Source organism: Ferruginibacter lapsinanis (assembly GCF_020783315.1).
Taxonomy (GTDB): Bacteria; Bacteroidota; Bacteroidia; order Chitinophagales; family Chitinophagaceae; genus Ferruginibacter; species Ferruginibacter lapsinanis.
Genome location: NZ_CP086063.1, coordinates 1,585,022 through 1,601,501, shown reverse-complemented (window position 1 = coordinate 1,601,501; position 16,480 = coordinate 1,585,022). Strand labels below are relative to the sequence as shown.

Genomic DNA, 16,480 nt, shown 5'->3' with positions numbered 1-16,480 from the left:
TACCATGCTATTGAATATTTTATACCAGTGTAACAGTTATAATAATATGTTTCCAAATACAATGCCCGTTTACAAAACATCTATGCAGTAAAGGATTGCTTAGATTTTAACCCGAACCGAAAAGTTTTACCTGTAAAAGTGGGGAATAAAATCAACAAGATTAATTTACGCAATCGTTTGCACTAACTAAATTCATACAAATCCCGGGATAATTTACTTTTGGAAATGAAAAGATTGCTACCTCTGCTTATTAGTATATTATTTATTTCAGCCTTCCCTTTATTCTCCAATGCTCAGTGCCACGCTGATTTTATTCTGTCTTCTAATACAACCTGTAGTAATGGAGCTATACAGGTAACCAATATTTCAACATCGTCTGGTGATACGATTAATAAAGTGATATGGTATTGGGGAGATGGGAAATCAGACACGATCTTAAATCATAGCGATACGATCCAATTTCATAATTATTTCAGAGATAGTAGCTATTCAATCTTCCTTAAGATTTATACAAAATTAGGTTGCACTGATAGTGTTACCCATTCATTTGACCTTAGCATTAAACCACAGGTAGCATTTGCGATTGGTGCACAGACAACAAATTGTGGTTATAATACCATCAATTTTACGAGTGAATCCACCACCAGTACTGGAGATTCTTTATCATTATTATGGAAATTCAGTGACGATAATTCAACTGCTTCTACGAATACCTATAATAAAAAATATTATAACCATGGCGCTTATTCCGTTTCTTTAATTGTATCCTCATCAAATGGCTGTGCCGATATTTTATCTAAACAGGTAAGCATATACAGCATTCCAAAAGCTGCATTCAAAGTAAACAATGGATCTATTTGTATTGGAGATTCTGCATCGATGTCTATCACTGAAATGAGTGCGCCGGCAAACTCCTATTTTTTAAAAAAGGTTTGGTATTTTGGAGATGGCTCCTCTTATGTAGATCCGGCTGTTGTATATACAACAGTAAAGCATAAATATAAAAATCCGGGAAAATACATTGTTACATTATTGTATCAAACAAGCACCTGCAATATTTATTATTATGATTCGATAGAAGTAAAGGGTTCCGTAGTACCGGGATTCACTCAAAATGCAGAAACACTTGGCTTATGCGGATATCAAAAGATAAATTTTACAAATCTGACCGTAGCACCTGACCTTCCAATCGCAATCACTTATAAATGGAAGTTCAACAATACCTATACTGACACAGCAATGAACCCATCTTTTATTTATACGGCTAACGGAACTTACCCTGTTTCATTAACAGCCTCTTTTGTTGGTGGCTGTCCTAATACTTTAGACACAACCATTACCGTCAGTGGAATGATCTCAAAACCTAAGGCATCTTTTACTTTTGAAACCGATACCCTCAATTTATTGAAATTGAATTTTTTCGATTCAACTAAGATCGATTCATCGACTACTATCACCGGATATACATGGAACTTTGGTGATGGCACTAATACCATAGCAACCACCAACAAAACTGTTTCGCATGTATATCCCATGAAAGGATCTTATACGGTAAAATTAGTTATCACTTCTGCAAATGGCTGTATGGATAGTTTGACAAGAAACATTTCGGTTGATTCTACTCCGGTAGCTATATGTAATCCGTTGTTTTTAGCACCTTCAAATGTTTGTCTCGGTGTTACTACAACCTTTGTTGATTCATCTTATCTAAAAAACGGAACAGATACTTTATTAAAACAGATATGGGATTTTGGTGATGGCAAAAAAGATACTATCTACAATAATTTCTATTATTCACATCCGCATCTGTATGCAGCCTCGGGCCTATATTCAGTCTCACTCACTATTTTTACCAAACGTGGGTGCAGCAGCAGTTTAACCAAAACCACAGGAGTAAGAAGCTTATCAACGAAAGCAGATTTTACTTACACACAAATCCCTAATTGTTCAGTGACAAATCAAAATATTCAACTCAACGGAACTGTAAGTAATTATACCGGCAACCTGGTCGTCAAGTGGCTGCTGGGAGATGGATACACAGAATCGATTATCAACCCTATACATAATTATGCACCTGGAAATTATACAGTTAAATTTCTTAGCAGGGTATCCTCTTGCCAGTCAACATACGATACGCTTACAAAAATTATAAAGGTGCTTCCTAAATCAAAAGCTGATTTTACCTACAGTTTTGATAATACGAATACAAAAACAATTCTTTTCGAAGACCATTCGGTGTATGGCTTTAATAATATTACGCAGATGAGTTGGGATTTTGGCGATGGTACTTCATCTACAGAGACCAATCCTGCTCATACCTATCCAGGGTATGGCAATTACACTGTTAAACATTCTTTTGTTTCTGATAATGCAGCTTGTGTGCCTGACACAATTATGTACACCATACAAATTGATTCTTTTAAAACCCTGCCGGATAATGTATCGCTTTCGAGCATGGGCACAGAGTTTTGGGCAGGATATGGTTACATAGAGAATATGCGTAGAAAAGGAACAGATGCCAGTAGGCCATATATGTCCTTATATCTTGCTGCAAGCGAAAACCCTGCTACAGTATTAGTTGATATTCCTAACATGCCTATATCAAAAAAATCAGGATCAGGTTTTCCTAAAGTGGTATATATTCCTGCAAAATCTGTAGTGGAGGTTACGGGCTTTCCGATAGGCGACCCCAATGATATTTATAATCAAAATGACCAGGCAGATACCCGTCTGTATTTTACAGGAATAACGGATAGGGCTATACGAATAACCAGTAATCAACCCATAGGAGCATGGGAACATGTATACGCAACTAACAATACAGCCGGGGGCTCGTTGCTCATACCTACCAAAATGTGGAGCACCAGTTATATCGTACAAAGCAGAGGAGGCAGTACAAATACCCAAAATCCGAACTCGTTCTTTTTTGTAATCGCTGAAAGTGACAGCACCATTATAGAATTTACGCCTTCGGCAGATATTCTGGATTCCAGTACGGCAACTTTATTCACTCAAAATCATACTGCAGCAAATGTGTTGTATAAAGCTGGGGTTACGTATACAAAACTGTTGAACAAGGGTGAAGTATTCAATGCGATGGGATTCATTTCAGGTGTAGGCAGTGCAGGAGTTGCAGTAGACCTATCGGGCACAAGGATCGTATCGAATAATCCTTTCAAAAGAATTGCAGTATTTGGCGGCAATGGAAGAGTATTGATCAACGCCGCAGGATGTAGCAATACTGCGGGCTCTGATAATCTTATTCAGCAAATATTTCCAAAAGCTGCCTGGGGAACCAAATATCTTACTGCACCTACCAAAACTATGGAGACCGGTATTTATCGTATAACCGTTGACGATACTGCAACCAATGTTTTAGTGAATAAAGTCCCTTTATTAAAATCGTCAATCATCAATCAAAGTTTTTATGAAATCAGCCGCAACCAACCCTTATTGATCGAAAGTGATAAGAGAATAATGGTAACACAATACATTGTAACGCCGGGGTGCCCTAATTATACTTCAGGCAACAATGGTTCCGGAGATCCTGAAATGATCAATTTATCTCCTTTAAAATATGGCACAAAAAATGCAACTATTTTTTCTCCCAATTATAAAAGCAGTTTTGTTGCTGCAAGTGCAAGCTATGTCAACGTCATAATCAGAAAAGAAGGAGTTGCCAGTTTTAAAATAGACAATACTAGTCTTGTTGACACCAGCACCAGCAGCTATCTTGCCACCGGTGCCTACGGAAGCAGTGCCTTAATTTCTATGTTGAATGCATTTAAACCTTTTCCCGGAGATACAGACTATTCTTATGCACAAATTAAGGTAACTACAGGAGCTACACATACATTAGAATCTGACTCTTCTTTTGTTGCAATTGCTTATGGAATGGGAAATGGAGAAACGGTTGGATATAATGTTGGGTTTAATTTTAACACCCTTCCTGTTCGTTATCAGTATCTAGGTACAGGAGACTGGACGAATTCTATTAATTGGTTAGGAAATAAAATCCCGCCGAATCCTTTGCCTATGGGATCTGAGATCATTATTTCAGGTAACTGTACAATGAATGTTCCTCAAACAATTGAAGATGGAGCCAGAATGGTGGTAGAAGAGGGAGGTAAGTTAACGATCAATGGCAATCTGTTGATACAAAAATAATGCTGCTTGTATTTTTAAAAAAAGGGGTGACATATATGTTGCTCCTTTTTTATTTACTGAAGAAATACCCAATAACGGGTAGTGTAATAGATCAATAATATTGGTACTTTTAACTAAAATCATTAACCATGGTTAAAAGAATTTTCTCACTAATAATTGCAACTGTTGTTTCTTCTGTATCCCTGCTGGCACAAACAAACGGCATCCTTCCATTTACCGGCATAAAATATTTCAAAGGAGGTATCTGGGGTAAACAAATTGAAGTTACTCTCAATGGTACAACCTGGACTAGCAATAGATTACCTGTTAATACTGAGTTTGAAATAAATCTTGTTCAACCATGGGGATTAAAACAAGTAGGCGGAAAATATTTTCCAGGAGTAAAAATATTAATGCTTGACGCAAAAAAAGATACGCTGGCTTTTACTCCTAACGTATTTAAAGAAAATGAAAATACAGGCATGAATGAATATTCATTGAAGAGCCTTTCTATCTCTTTAAGTTTTAATGAAAAAGTAAAACCAGGTGATACTTGCTATCAATACATTACATTTTTTGACCTAAAAGGCCATAGCAAATTATTATTAGAATTCCCCGTCGTAATAACCGACCCAAAAGAAGAGTTGCAATTATCTAAATCCACTTATACTGCTAGTTCCACAAAAGGATATAATGCCAGCGCATGTGGTGGTATAGAATTAAAAAAAATTGAGGCATATATGGACAGTGGTTATTATCCAAAATCATTGTATCATTCAATTCGTTCTGCAGAAATGTTAGGCATTACAACTGATGAAGTAAATCAGGGGAAATTTCAAACATGGTTGTATGATGAAAACATGAAAGAGATCCCACAAATAAAAGCTGCTAAACATTATGCAGCGAAGACATTTAAAGACAGAGAGGAAATAAACATCTTAGTGCAGATTGCATTAGACCCTACAACTCCTAAAAATAAAGAATATACTGTTCGTTATCGTTGGGAAAGTAAGGATGGCAAAAAAGTGCTGGATATTGTAAATAAGTTTTAATATTAATACGATGAAACTAAAGCTCATTCCATTTCTTTTGCTGCTTTGCTTACAAACAATTGCACAAGACGAAAGAAAACTGGCTGAGACCTTCATTTTGTCATTGACAAAAAATAATTATAATTTACTAGCTCCACATATTGCCACGCCAGATATAATAAATAATGCTTTGTATGCCGGCAAAGCAAACAAAGCCAAATTAACAAAGGATTTTACAGTATACACTACTAAGTTAAAAACTGCATGGCCACAATATATTGTCAATGCAAAAACAGAAGGTATTAATCTTTCAAAAATTGAAATACTGAATGTATCGGCAGAGGTTATCAATAAAGAAGCAAATATGCACGGACTTAATATTATGTATAAACATGCTGATCGTTTTGGAATGATAGGAATGATATACTTTCCTTACAATAAAAAAGCTTATTTACTTGATCTGCCTAATCCGCTTTCGGCATTTACCTCAAAAGACAGTTTCAGTATTGCAACTAATTTACAATACAATCAGGATAAAAACGACCCGTTAATAGAAGCTGTTATTCAGGAAGAATTAAATATGCTATTTGGTTATGTAAAAGATATAAATATTACCGCCTTTACATCACATACTGTTCACCGTGATGATGACCCTTCAAAAAACTGGAAAATAGCTGGTGATCCTGCCAACAAATATGATTCATTACAAGCTGGTGCTACGATGGGCAAAATTCATCTTATCTTAGAGGGATGTCCGGATAAAAAATTTGAATCATTTAAAATAGAAAAAGAAAGCGAAGGCGTTTGGTATGTATACTCCTACCAATGCCTGGATGGCAAAATAATACATTTTGCATTTCTGAAAATACAAGGAAAATATCTGTTAGGAGATATAAATGTTGAAAAACCATAACATATGAATCAAAGTCAGCCATCCAAAGATCCACTTCATGGCAAAACATTAGAAATGATTGTAACACAATTAGTAGATCATTATGGATGGGAAGATCTGGGAAAAATTATCCGAATCAATTGTTTTAACGATAACCCCAGCATACAATCCAGCCTGAAATTTTTACGAAAAACCCCGTGGGCACGTAAAAAAGTAGAAACTCTATATATTGACAGCATCAGTCAATAAAAATTATTTTATCCTCTTATCTTTGCGGCATGTTATCAATTAGTCACCGTGGAAAAAAGATGCCGTCGTCCCCTATCAGGAAACTGGTTCCGTATGCGGAAGCTGCGAAGAAGAAAGGCATTACTGTTTACCATTTAAATATTGGTCAGCCCGATATAGAAACGCCTAAACCAATTTTAGATGCCGTACGCAACAGTACTTTTAAAATACTGGAATACAGCCACAGTGCCGGCAATTTAAGTTATCGTCAAAAATTAGTAGGCTATTATAAAAAAGCCGGATTTTCTGTAACAGAAGATGAGATCATTGTAACTGCTGGTGGTAGTGAAGCTATCCAGTTTGGATTTATGGCATGCCTTGATCCTTATGATGAAGTTATTATTCCTGAACCTTTATACGCAAATTATGAAGGTTTTGCTGTAGAAGTGGGTGTAAATGTTGTACCTATTACCTCCCAGTTAGATAAAGGCTTTGCACTACCTCCTATTGAAGATTTTGAAAAACATATTACGCCAAAAACAAAGGCCATTCTTATCTGCAATCCAAATAACCCCACAGGATATTTGTACAGTAAAGAAGAAATGGAGCTGTTGAAAAAGTTAGCTGTAAAACATAATCTGTATCTTTTTTCTGATGAAGCTTACAGAGAGTTTTGTTATGAAGGAGAACATTTCAGTGCCATGCATTTAACCGGCGCTGATGATAACATTATTTTGATAGATACTGTCAGTAAAAAATATAGTGCTTGTGGAGCCCGTATCGGAACACTTGTTACAAAGAATAAAGCATTATTGGCTACTATCATGAAATTTGCCCAGGCAAGATTGAGCCCTCCTGGCTTTGGTCAGATATTAGGCGAAGCCGCTGTTGATCTGCCGGATAATTATTTTGACACTACAAAAGCTGAATATAAATTACGCAGAGATACTATTGTAAAAAGATTGAATGCGATGCCTGGAGTTACCTGCCCTACACCAGGTGGCGCCTTTTATGTAATGGCTAAATTACCCATTGATGATTCTGATAAATTTTGTCAGTGGTTACTGGAAGATTTTTCTTACAACGATCAAACGGTAATGCTGGCCCCTGCCACAGGCTTTTATGGTACACTTGGACTTGGTTTAAAAGAAGTCCGCCTGGCCTATGTGCTAAATGTGGATGCCATTAATAAAGCAATGGATTGTTTAGAAAAAGCATTGGACAAATATCCCGGAAGGATGATATAATTTCATGAGATCATAAACTAAGAAAGGGTTACACATGTGTAACCCTTTCTTAGTTTATGTATCAATATTTTAAAATCTAAATGCCAGTTTTGTAAAGAATCTCAATCCGTTCGTACCCATTTGCACTGCATCCCACGGACCGCCTGCTTCTCCGTCATAGGCAGATAATTTTGCTCCCTTAACATATCCCAGATCAGGATGCACATTGAACAAATTATCAGCACCGAAATACAGATCTGCATTTTTACAAAGTTTATATGAAAAATACAGATCAGACACTAATTTCCCATTGTAATTAAACTGTTCCGGAACAGTTGCCGATGCATCATCCAGATCAACTAATGGAGGATACGTATTGGCATATCCGTAGCCAAACAAAGTGATCTTTCCAAAATAAGTAAGATGAGTTCCAATACCCCATTTGTTTACACCATAATCCAATGTTAGTCCTAATTTAACCGGCGGTGCTGAGGCCAATACAAATTGCTGTTCTCTCTCACTAAAAAATGCCTGGCGAGATTCATAGCTGCCATTTAAAGCCGCAGGAACATTTATTTTATCAATGGTCATATCCTGAATGTTGCCGGCAAATAAGGCTTTAAATCTTTTATTACCCCATTTTTTATTGTAATCAATTACTATATCAACTCCCTTATTTGTAGTATTTACAGCATTAGCGAAAAACTGTGCCTGTGCTACATTAAGATTGTCCAGTATTGTCTGCAATGCAGGAATTGTATTATCAAACTGACCAGATAAAACCACTCTGTCCTTTATTTTTACTAAATATCCATCTACAGTTACTGTTAAATTTTTTGCTGGCTTCCAGCTAAAACCTACACTGGCATTTACAGAAGTTTCTTCTTTCAATTCTGGTATACCGGCAGCTCTGGTGATAGAACTATAATTAGGTGCAATTTTTACATCGAAAGTTTTTCCTCCCTGCACATTGGTAAATGTATTGCTGAAATTAATCTGCTGTAAAGAAGGTGCTCTAAAACCCGTACTGGCTGATGCCCTGATATTAAAATTAGGTGCTACCTTATATCTGGTTGCTATTTTGTAGGTGCTTAAAAAACCAAAGTCGCTGTAATTTTCTACTCTGATCGCACCGCCTAACAACCATTCTTTTGTAACATCCAACTCTGCATCAACATATGCACCAATCGTAGATCGATTAGCTTTTATTTTATCTACAGGTTGAAAGCCAGGGAAGCCCTGGGCACCCGATGCAGGCGTTTGCAATGAATCGGGATCACCATTATCATCATAAGTACCTATCAGACTTTGATATACCACACCATCCGGTTTGTAATTAGCATACGATGCTTCTTCTCCTTCATAAATGCCATATTGTTCATAGCGGTATTCCGCACCAAAAGACAGATTCAATCCTTTAGCTATTGTCTGGAAGCGTTTGCTCAGATCAACATTAGAAGTATTTTGTATAAAATAAAAACCTCCGTCATCAAAATGATTTTTAAAAACACCGAGAGTTCCTAATGAAGCATTAAATGTCTTATCTCCGAAATAATGAAAATCATTACCGCCAAAACTATTGCTCAGATCCCAATCCCAATTTGATCTTGTTACACCCTCAAATCCAAAGGCTAATGAACCATCAGAAATATGTGTTTGTATATGAGGGTTGTAAACAGTATCGGGCAAACCTCCCCCGGGTGTAGAAACAACCTGCATGATCGCAGGCACATAGATCAAACGCCCCGTTGCATCTACCGGAAAACGATATGGACGGGCAGAAGACAACGGATTATACCCATGATATGTTCTTGTATATGCATAAGCATCGGACGATTTGTAGTTGTATCCGCCAAAAGCGTAAAAAGTAGTTTTACTGTTAGCAATAGGCAATTCCATATTGAACATAGCTCCCGCTGAATTTACAGACCCATCTCCATTCGCTCTTCTTCCCACATTTATTGGTAAACTATTTTTATTATTCATGTTAGTATCATTTACCTGTCTGAATGTTTTTTCCTGGGTAAGAAAATTTGCAGATAAATTAATAAAGCCTTTTTTCGCTTTCCCCAGCGCAATTCCTCCATTGATATCGAATGAGAAAGCTTTACCGTCTATTGCATCACCATGTATATATTGCTTCATGTTTCTGCCGAAATAAGCATTGTATTTATGGTCATAATATCCAGAGTAGCCGGCATTCACGGTAACGCCTTTCGTATCTTTTTTCAAGATAAGATTGATAACACCCGCAATCGCATCGGAGCCATATTGCGCTGAAGAACCATCACGAAGAATCTCAACTCTATCGATAGATGTTTCGGGTATAGCATTCAGGTCTGTACCTGAATTACCTCTACCCCTTGTACCAAATACCGCTACAAAAGCAGTTTGATGACGGCGTTTACCATTGATCAACACAAGGGTCTGGTCTGGCCCAAGCCCCCTTAATGTAGCCAGATCTATCTGATCTGCGCCATCACCACCACTTTGCCTGTTGTGATTAAAAGAAGGTGCTGCATAATTCAACATAGAAGTAAGATCAGGCTTGGCAGTTGTTAAACTGGCTTCTTTTACATTTATCACATCAATGGGCACTGGCGATTCTGTTTTAACCCTACCAGAGTGCCTGCTACCAACCATTACTACCTGTCCAAGGTCTTGTGCAATACTCTGAAGGCTTATCGTTACAACCGACCTGCCTTTTATTCTTATAGTTTCTGTAGAATGCCCTAGTGAACTAACTTCCAATACATCATCCGCTTTAGCTTCTAATGTAAAACTTCCGTCAGGAGCACTTGTAAGTGTTTTTCCGGTCGATTTTATGATGATCGTTGCTCCTGCAAGAGGTATTCCCGATGCATCAGTTACATGTCCTGTAATTTGTTGTTGTGAAAAAGCAGCTGTTACGAATAGCAACATTACTGCTATGCAAATTAATTGCTTAGCAAAATTCATAATAGTTGGTTTTGGTTACTTAAAGCTAAGAAGTATTTATGAAAATAATAACTTATATGGCAGATTATTGTAATGGCTAGTCCTGTTGAGTTTGGGAATGAAAAAAGCCTCTTTACAGAGGCTTTGTATCGGGGAGCAGACTTGAACTGCCGACCTTCGGGTTATGAATCCGATGCTCTAACCAGCTGAGCTACCCCGACAAACGGGCGGCAAAGATATTAAAAACCTGCAAACTCTCAAATGAAAATTGTATTTGTACGATTATTTAACTTCTATTTTCAGAAGCATTTCTTTATCGATAAATGCTTCCAGGTCGTCGCCAACCACACATTCACCTACTCCGGCGGGGGTGCCGGTAAAGATCAGATCACCTATATTCAATGAAAAATAATTAGAAATATTAGCAATGATTGCATCAAAACTGAATATCATATCACCGGAATTGCCTTGCTGTACCAATTCCTTGTTTTTGAGTAAAGAAAAATTAATATTCTTTTTATTCAATCCCGGAGTAATATCAAGGAATTTACCCACTGCTGCTGAATTATCAAAAGCCTTACTTTTTTCCCAGGGCAATCCCTTGCTCATTAAATCGTTTTGTAGATCCCTTGCTGTAAAATCGATACCAACAGTAATACCATTATAATAATTTGATGCCTGTCTTTCCTGTATGTACTTGCCATTTTTGCACACACGTAACACCAACTCACATTCATAATGCAACTCGTTAGTAAACTCCGGATAATAAAACGGAGTATGCCCTTGTAACAAGGCATTTTTGGGCTTCATAAATATAACCGGTTCATCGGGCACATCGTTCCCCAACTCTTTAGCATGTGCTGCATAATTACGGCCTACACAAATTATTTTCATCTAATTATTTTAAAGTACCCAGATTATAATGGCGAATATAAAGAAATAGCCAAATAAAATCAAGTTTCAAATATACCACCGATAAAACGTTTAAAAAACAGAAAATAGTATCTATTCGGCCTTTATCGATAAATTATTCACAGCCGTCATCGTTTGGGCAATCCCAACAAATGCGAATTGCTCTATTATCTCCACACATTTGGCGATCTTTAGTTTTACCAACGCCTCTTCGTTTTTATCCCATTTACTGAGCACAAAATCAGCTTGCCGGCCTTTCGGGAAATTATTTCCGATCCCAAACCTTAATTTGGGATATTGATCGGTTCCCAAAATATTTTGAATATCCTTTAATCCATTGTGTCCGGCATCACTACCGCTGCTGCGTAAACGTATTTTATCTAATGGCAAAGCCAGATCATCTACAATGGTAAGTGTATTTTCCAAAGAAACTTTTTCTTTATCCTGCCAGTATTTGAATGCTCTCCCACTTAAGTTCATATACGTTGTAGGGCAAATACAAACAAACTGCTTCCCTTTTACTTTTACCTCTGCAACATAAGCCAGTCTATCTATCTTAAAACTTCCCCCGTGTTTTTGCACAAAAGCATTTACTACATCAAATCCAATGTTATGACGTGTATTGGCATATTCATCTCCAATATTACCAAGTCCTATGATCAAAAATTTAGACATCTATCTGATTAAAAAATCCTTCACTATCATGAAGGATCATTTTTTGCAGAGAGGAAGGGATTCGAACCCTCGAAACAGTTTCCCGTTTACACACTTTCCAGGCGTGCTCCTTCAACCACTCGGACACCTCTCTATTTTTTAAGGACGGCAAAAATACACTAACCGTTTTTATACACCGAATATTTTTTTAGCATTTGCTGTAGTAGTGGCAGCCACTTCATCTACCGAAACATTTTTAACCAATGCTAGTTTTTCTGCTATGTATTTTATATAACTGCTTTCATTTCTTTTTCCCCTGAATGGTACAGGCGTTAAATATGGAGCATCTGTTTCCAATACCAGATGCTCAAGGTCGATCTTTTCAAGTATTTCTGCTAATCCTGCATTCTTGTAGGTAATTACACCACCAATACCCAGATAAAAACCCAATTCAATAATTTTTACAGCATCTTCATACGTACCGCTGAAACAATGAAAAATACCTCTTACCTTTTCTGATTTATATTCATTCACTACCTGTATTGTTTCTGCCATAGCATTTCTTGTATGAATAACTATAGGCAACTGATATTCAAGAGACAATTCAATTTGTTTTCTGAACGCCACGTATTGCTCACTGACAAAGGTTTTATCCCAATAAAAATCTAAACCAATCTCTCCTACTGCTGCAAATTTTCTTTTAGATAACCAATCTTCTACAATAGTCAATTCTTCTTTATAATTTTCTTTTACATAACAAGGATGTAAGCCCATCATTGCCATGCATTTTCCGGGAAATTTTTTTTCCAACCCGATCATTTTTTCAATAGCTGTACTATCTATTCCTGGCAGGAAAAACTGTTTTATTTGCTCAGTCTCCGCAGTTTTTATAACGATATCTATATCCGTATTAAATTCTTCAGAATAAAGATGACAATGTGTATCAATAAAAGTATTCATATATTTAAAATCTATTTACGCAGCAGTATTTTTTTATAATTGTTTTTTAATACAACTACTGCATTTGCTTACTCAAAAATGCTCAAACAACTGGTTTTCAATTATTTCAAACTCCTTTGTGGGCCTCATTTATAAAACCCTTCACCCCTTTTTTGTCTGAAAAATACACATTAAAAAAAATATTGCATTTTTAAAAACAAGATTGTACTTTTAACGCAGTTTTCATAGGGTACGGATTAAAAACGGGCTAAGGTTTCTACCTTGGCCCATTTTTATAAGCTACATCATACAATTGCGATATTTTTAAAGGCATAGCCCTTTTTAGAAAAATATTCTAATACTTTGGGTAAAACATACTGTAAATGACCAAAAGCTTTCTCACTATCATGAAAAACAATGATCGATCCGCTTTTCGCATTATCTATAACATTTGCCAAACATGTTTCTTTTGAAATTGATTGATCAAAATCTCCACTAAGCACACTCCACATAATTATTGTAAAATCATTTGGGGCAGAAGTTAATTGCCGCAACTGCGTTCTTCTTATTCTCCCATAAGGCGGACGAAATAAAGTTGATTGGATATGTTTTTTAGCTTCATCAACATTTTGTAAATATTTAACAGAGTCTGTTTTCCATCCATCTAAGTGGTTCTGGGTATGATTTCCTACGCTATGCCCATCGCTGATAAGCTTTTTATAAATATCTTCATGTGCCATAACATTTTTTCCGATACAAAAAAAAGTTGCTTTGGCATTATACTTGTTTAGTTCGTTTAAAACAAAGTTTGTTGCAACAGGGTGTGGTCCATCATCAAATGTTAAATAAATAACTTTATCCTGATTGGAATAAAAATCCCAGATACAGGATGAATAAATTTTTTTGAGCCATCGGGGTGTCTTAGCAAGATAAACCATACGGCAAATTAATTTTTTTGGCTGAATTAAACTTTTATAAAAGTATTTTGTCCTAAATAACCAATCATTAACCAACATAAAATACACAAATATGAAAGCAAAACACCTATTGATTGCCGGCACATGTGTTGCATTTGCAATCAGTTTTTCATCTTGCGAAAAAAATGACACAGCAGAGTCTCCCGGAACCGAAATAGCCACCACAACAGATCTGGCAAACAGGCAAGCTACCTCTGATAATATAGCGGAAGACAATAATGATATATTTATGGAAGCCTCTGTAAGTGGCAATGTTACCGGTAACAGGCCTGTTGCTGGAAGACCTCTTACACCCGGCCCGCCAAATATTATGGGTGGTGCTACTGTAACTGTAACTCCATTAGTAGGATTTCCAAAAACGATTACCATTGATTTTGGCGCAGGAACTACCGGTCCAAGAGGAGTTGTTCGTTCAGGAAAGATCAATATTGTAGTATCGGACTCTGTAAGAAAATCGGGTAGTACTGCAGTAATGACCTTTGAAAATTATTTTGTAAATGGATTTAAAGTAGAAGGAACTTATACCTGGACCAACACCAGTACTGTAGGTATAAAAAGCTGGAAACGTGAAGTAGTAAATGGTAAAATAACAAACTCTTCCGGCATTTACTGGACACATAACGGTGTTAAATTCGTTACACAAACAGAAGGATCTCTTACTCCGTTTGATTTATCTGACGATGTATTTTCAATTACCGGCACCCATACAATTATGAATATGCTGGGCAGAGAAAGAACTGTAACGATCGTTACTCCATTGATCAAAGCAACAAGCTGCAGGTATATCAGCCAAGGATCAATTAAAATTCAGGGGCCAAATCATAATGTAGTTATCGACTTTGGTGCAGGCACTTGTGACAATCTGGCTACGATATCACTGGATGGATTAGCCGCTACTCAAATCGAGTTACATTAATCATTATTTCATTGAGCATAAAAAACCGTTCAGTTTTTATACTGAACGGTTTTTTTATTCAATTTACCTGCAATACCTACCTTTGCAGCTATGAGTAAAGTTAGAGTAAGATTTGCCCCCAGCCCTACAGGAGGCTTACATTTAGGCGGCGTACGTACTGTATTATTTAATTATTTGTTTGCCAAAAAACATGGCGGCGATTTTATTGTAAGAATAGAAGATACCGATCAAACCCGTTTTGTACCAGGTGCAGAAGAATATATTTTCAATTGTTTAAAATGGTGTGGCTTGGTGCCTGATGAAAGTCCTGTACACGGCGGACCTTATGCTCCCTACAGACAAAGCGAGAGAAAGAGTCTATACAAAGAGTATGCATTACAGTTAGTTAAAGACGGGCATGCGTATTATGCTTTTGATACACCAGAAGAACTGGAATCAATGAGAGAAAAATTAAAAGCTACAGGAAGCAGCAGCCTTCAATATGATCATCATATCCGCATGAACATGAATAATTCCTTGCGTTTGTTACCCGAAGAAACGCAGGAATTACTGGACAAAAACACGCCTTATGTAATAAGAATAAAAGTAAATCCAAATGAATTCATTCCATTCACAGACATGATCCGTGGCGAAATGGAATTTGACACTAATAACGTAGATGATAAAGTATTATTGAAAGCTGATGGCATGCCCACTTATCATTTAGCTGTAGTTGTTGATGATTATCTGATGAAGATCACTCATGCCTTTCGTGGCGAAGAATGGCTACCTAGTGCTCCCGTGCATATTTTATTATGGAAATATTTATTTGGGTTAGATGACATGCCTCATTGGGCTCATCTCCCTTTAATTTTAAAACCAGATGGAAATGGAAAATTAAGTAAGAGAGATGGAGACCGCTTAGGCTTTCCTGTATATGCGATGGATTGGAAAGACGTTACTACCAATGAGATCACAAAAGGCTTTAAAGAAATTGGATTTTTACCGGAAGCATTTATAAATCTGCTTGCCGTATTGGGATGGAATGATGGAACCGAACAGGAAATATTTTCGATGGAAGAATTAATAGAAAAATTCAGCATTGAAAGAGTTCACAAAGGCGGCGCAAAATTCGATTTCGAAAAAGCAAAATGGTTCAATCATGAATGGATAAAGAAGTTGGAGGTTGGAAGTTTGCTGCCGGAAGTCAAGCGTATCCTGACAGAGAAGGGAATTATAATTACTGATGATAATTATTTGAAAGAAGTAATTGCATTGATAAAAGACAGGTGTACTTTAATACCTGATTTTTATACGCAGGCATCATTCTTTTTTGAAGCGCCAAAATCATTTGATGTAGATGCAGTAAAACCAAAATGGAATGAAGACAAGAAGAAATTCTTTATAGAATGGCAAAGCAGATTGAGTGATATAGCTGATTGGAATACACTTGCCATTGAAGAGTCTTTTAAACAACTGGCTGCAGAAAAAAATATTAAACCAGGCGAACTGCAATTACCGTTCAGGATAATGCTGGTTGGCGGCAAATTTGGTCCGGCGGTTTTTCAAATTGCATTCTTGATCGGGAAAGCTGCAACTATCAGTCGAATTGCAACTGCATCCGAAATTTTTGGTTAACTTTA

Annotated in this window: 12 protein-coding genes and 2 tRNA genes; 7 read left to right on the top strand and 7 right to left on the bottom strand. The window is 36.7% G+C overall.

Going from position 1 to position 16,480, the window contains the following annotated elements; genetic code table 11:
* The first annotated feature begins 225 nt into the window (after positions 1-225).
* From LK994_RS06975 to LK994_RS06955, 5 genes are all read left to right on the top strand, one after another.
* On the top strand, positions 226-4,167 hold the full coding sequence (locus tag LK994_RS06975; RefSeq protein WP_229762177.1) for an IgGFc-binding protein: 3,942 nt from the start codon (positions 226-228) through the stop codon (positions 4,165-4,167).
* Positions 4,168-4,295: 128 nt separating this feature from the next.
* On the top strand, positions 4,296-5,198 hold the full coding sequence (locus tag LK994_RS06970) for a hypothetical protein (RefSeq protein WP_229762176.1): 903 nt from the start codon (positions 4,296-4,298) through the stop codon (positions 5,196-5,198).
* A 10-nt stretch (positions 5,199-5,208) separates the two neighbouring features.
* Positions 5,209-6,090: a hypothetical protein gene (locus LK994_RS06965; protein ID WP_229762175.1), complete on the top strand. Its 882-nt coding sequence runs from the start codon at positions 5,209-5,211 to the stop codon at positions 6,088-6,090.
* A 3-nt stretch (positions 6,091-6,093) separates the two neighbouring features.
* Positions 6,094-6,318 (top strand): VF530 family protein, encoded by a 225-nt coding sequence (locus tag LK994_RS06960; RefSeq protein ID WP_229762174.1) that lies wholly within the window; start codon positions 6,094-6,096, stop codon positions 6,316-6,318.
* A 29-nt stretch (positions 6,319-6,347) separates the two neighbouring features.
* Positions 6,348-7,544 (top strand): pyridoxal phosphate-dependent aminotransferase, encoded by a 1,197-nt coding sequence (locus tag LK994_RS06955; RefSeq protein ID WP_229762173.1) that lies wholly within the window; start codon positions 6,348-6,350, stop codon positions 7,542-7,544.
* A gap of 69 nt (positions 7,545-7,613) precedes the next feature.
* On the opposite strand, the gene LK994_RS06950 is transcribed toward LK994_RS06955, so the two are convergent.
* The 7 genes from LK994_RS06950 to LK994_RS06920 form a co-directional block, all read right to left on the bottom strand.
* Positions 7,614-10,481: a TonB-dependent receptor gene (locus tag LK994_RS06950; RefSeq protein ID WP_229762172.1), complete on the bottom strand. Its 2,868-nt coding sequence runs from the start codon at positions 10,479-10,481 to the stop codon at positions 7,614-7,616.
* 126 nt (positions 10,482-10,607) lie between these two features.
* Positions 10,608-10,681: transfer RNA gene (locus LK994_RS06945), tRNA-Met, on the bottom strand.
* A 61-nt stretch (positions 10,682-10,742) separates the two neighbouring features.
* Positions 10,743-11,354, bottom strand: a complete 612-nt coding sequence (locus LK994_RS06940; RefSeq protein WP_229762171.1) for a fumarylacetoacetate hydrolase family protein — start codon at positions 11,352-11,354, stop codon at positions 10,743-10,745.
* A 111-nt stretch (positions 11,355-11,465) separates the two neighbouring features.
* Positions 11,466-12,047 carry an aminoacyl-tRNA hydrolase gene (gene pth, locus LK994_RS06935; protein ID WP_229762170.1) on the bottom strand — a complete coding sequence of 194 codons (582 nt, stop codon included), beginning with the start codon at positions 12,045-12,047 and terminating at the stop codon, positions 11,466-11,468.
* A gap of 46 nt (positions 12,048-12,093) precedes the next feature.
* Positions 12,094-12,180, bottom strand: a tRNA-Ser gene (locus LK994_RS06930).
* 35 nt (positions 12,181-12,215) lie between these two features.
* On the bottom strand, positions 12,216-12,986 hold the full coding sequence (locus LK994_RS06925) for a TatD family hydrolase (RefSeq protein ID WP_229762169.1): 771 nt from the start codon (positions 12,984-12,986) through the stop codon (positions 12,216-12,218).
* 284 nt (positions 12,987-13,270) lie between these two features.
* The gene (locus LK994_RS06920; protein WP_229762168.1) at positions 13,271-13,903 is read right to left on the bottom strand and encodes a polysaccharide deacetylase family protein; all 633 of its coding nucleotides are present in this window, start codon (positions 13,901-13,903) and stop codon (positions 13,271-13,273) included.
* Positions 13,904-13,994: 91 nt separating this feature from the next.
* Between LK994_RS06920 and LK994_RS06915 the strand changes: the two genes are divergently transcribed.
* Both LK994_RS06915 and gltX read left to right on the top strand, forming a co-directional pair.
* On the top strand, positions 13,995-14,858 hold the full coding sequence (locus LK994_RS06915; RefSeq protein ID WP_229762167.1) for a hypothetical protein: 864 nt from the start codon (positions 13,995-13,997) through the stop codon (positions 14,856-14,858).
* 90 nt (positions 14,859-14,948) lie between these two features.
* Positions 14,949-16,475 carry a glutamate--tRNA ligase gene (gene gltX / locus LK994_RS06910; RefSeq protein WP_229762166.1) on the top strand — a complete coding sequence of 509 codons (1,527 nt, stop codon included), beginning with the start codon at positions 14,949-14,951 and terminating at the stop codon, positions 16,473-16,475.
* Positions 16,476-16,480: the final 5 nt, after the last annotated feature.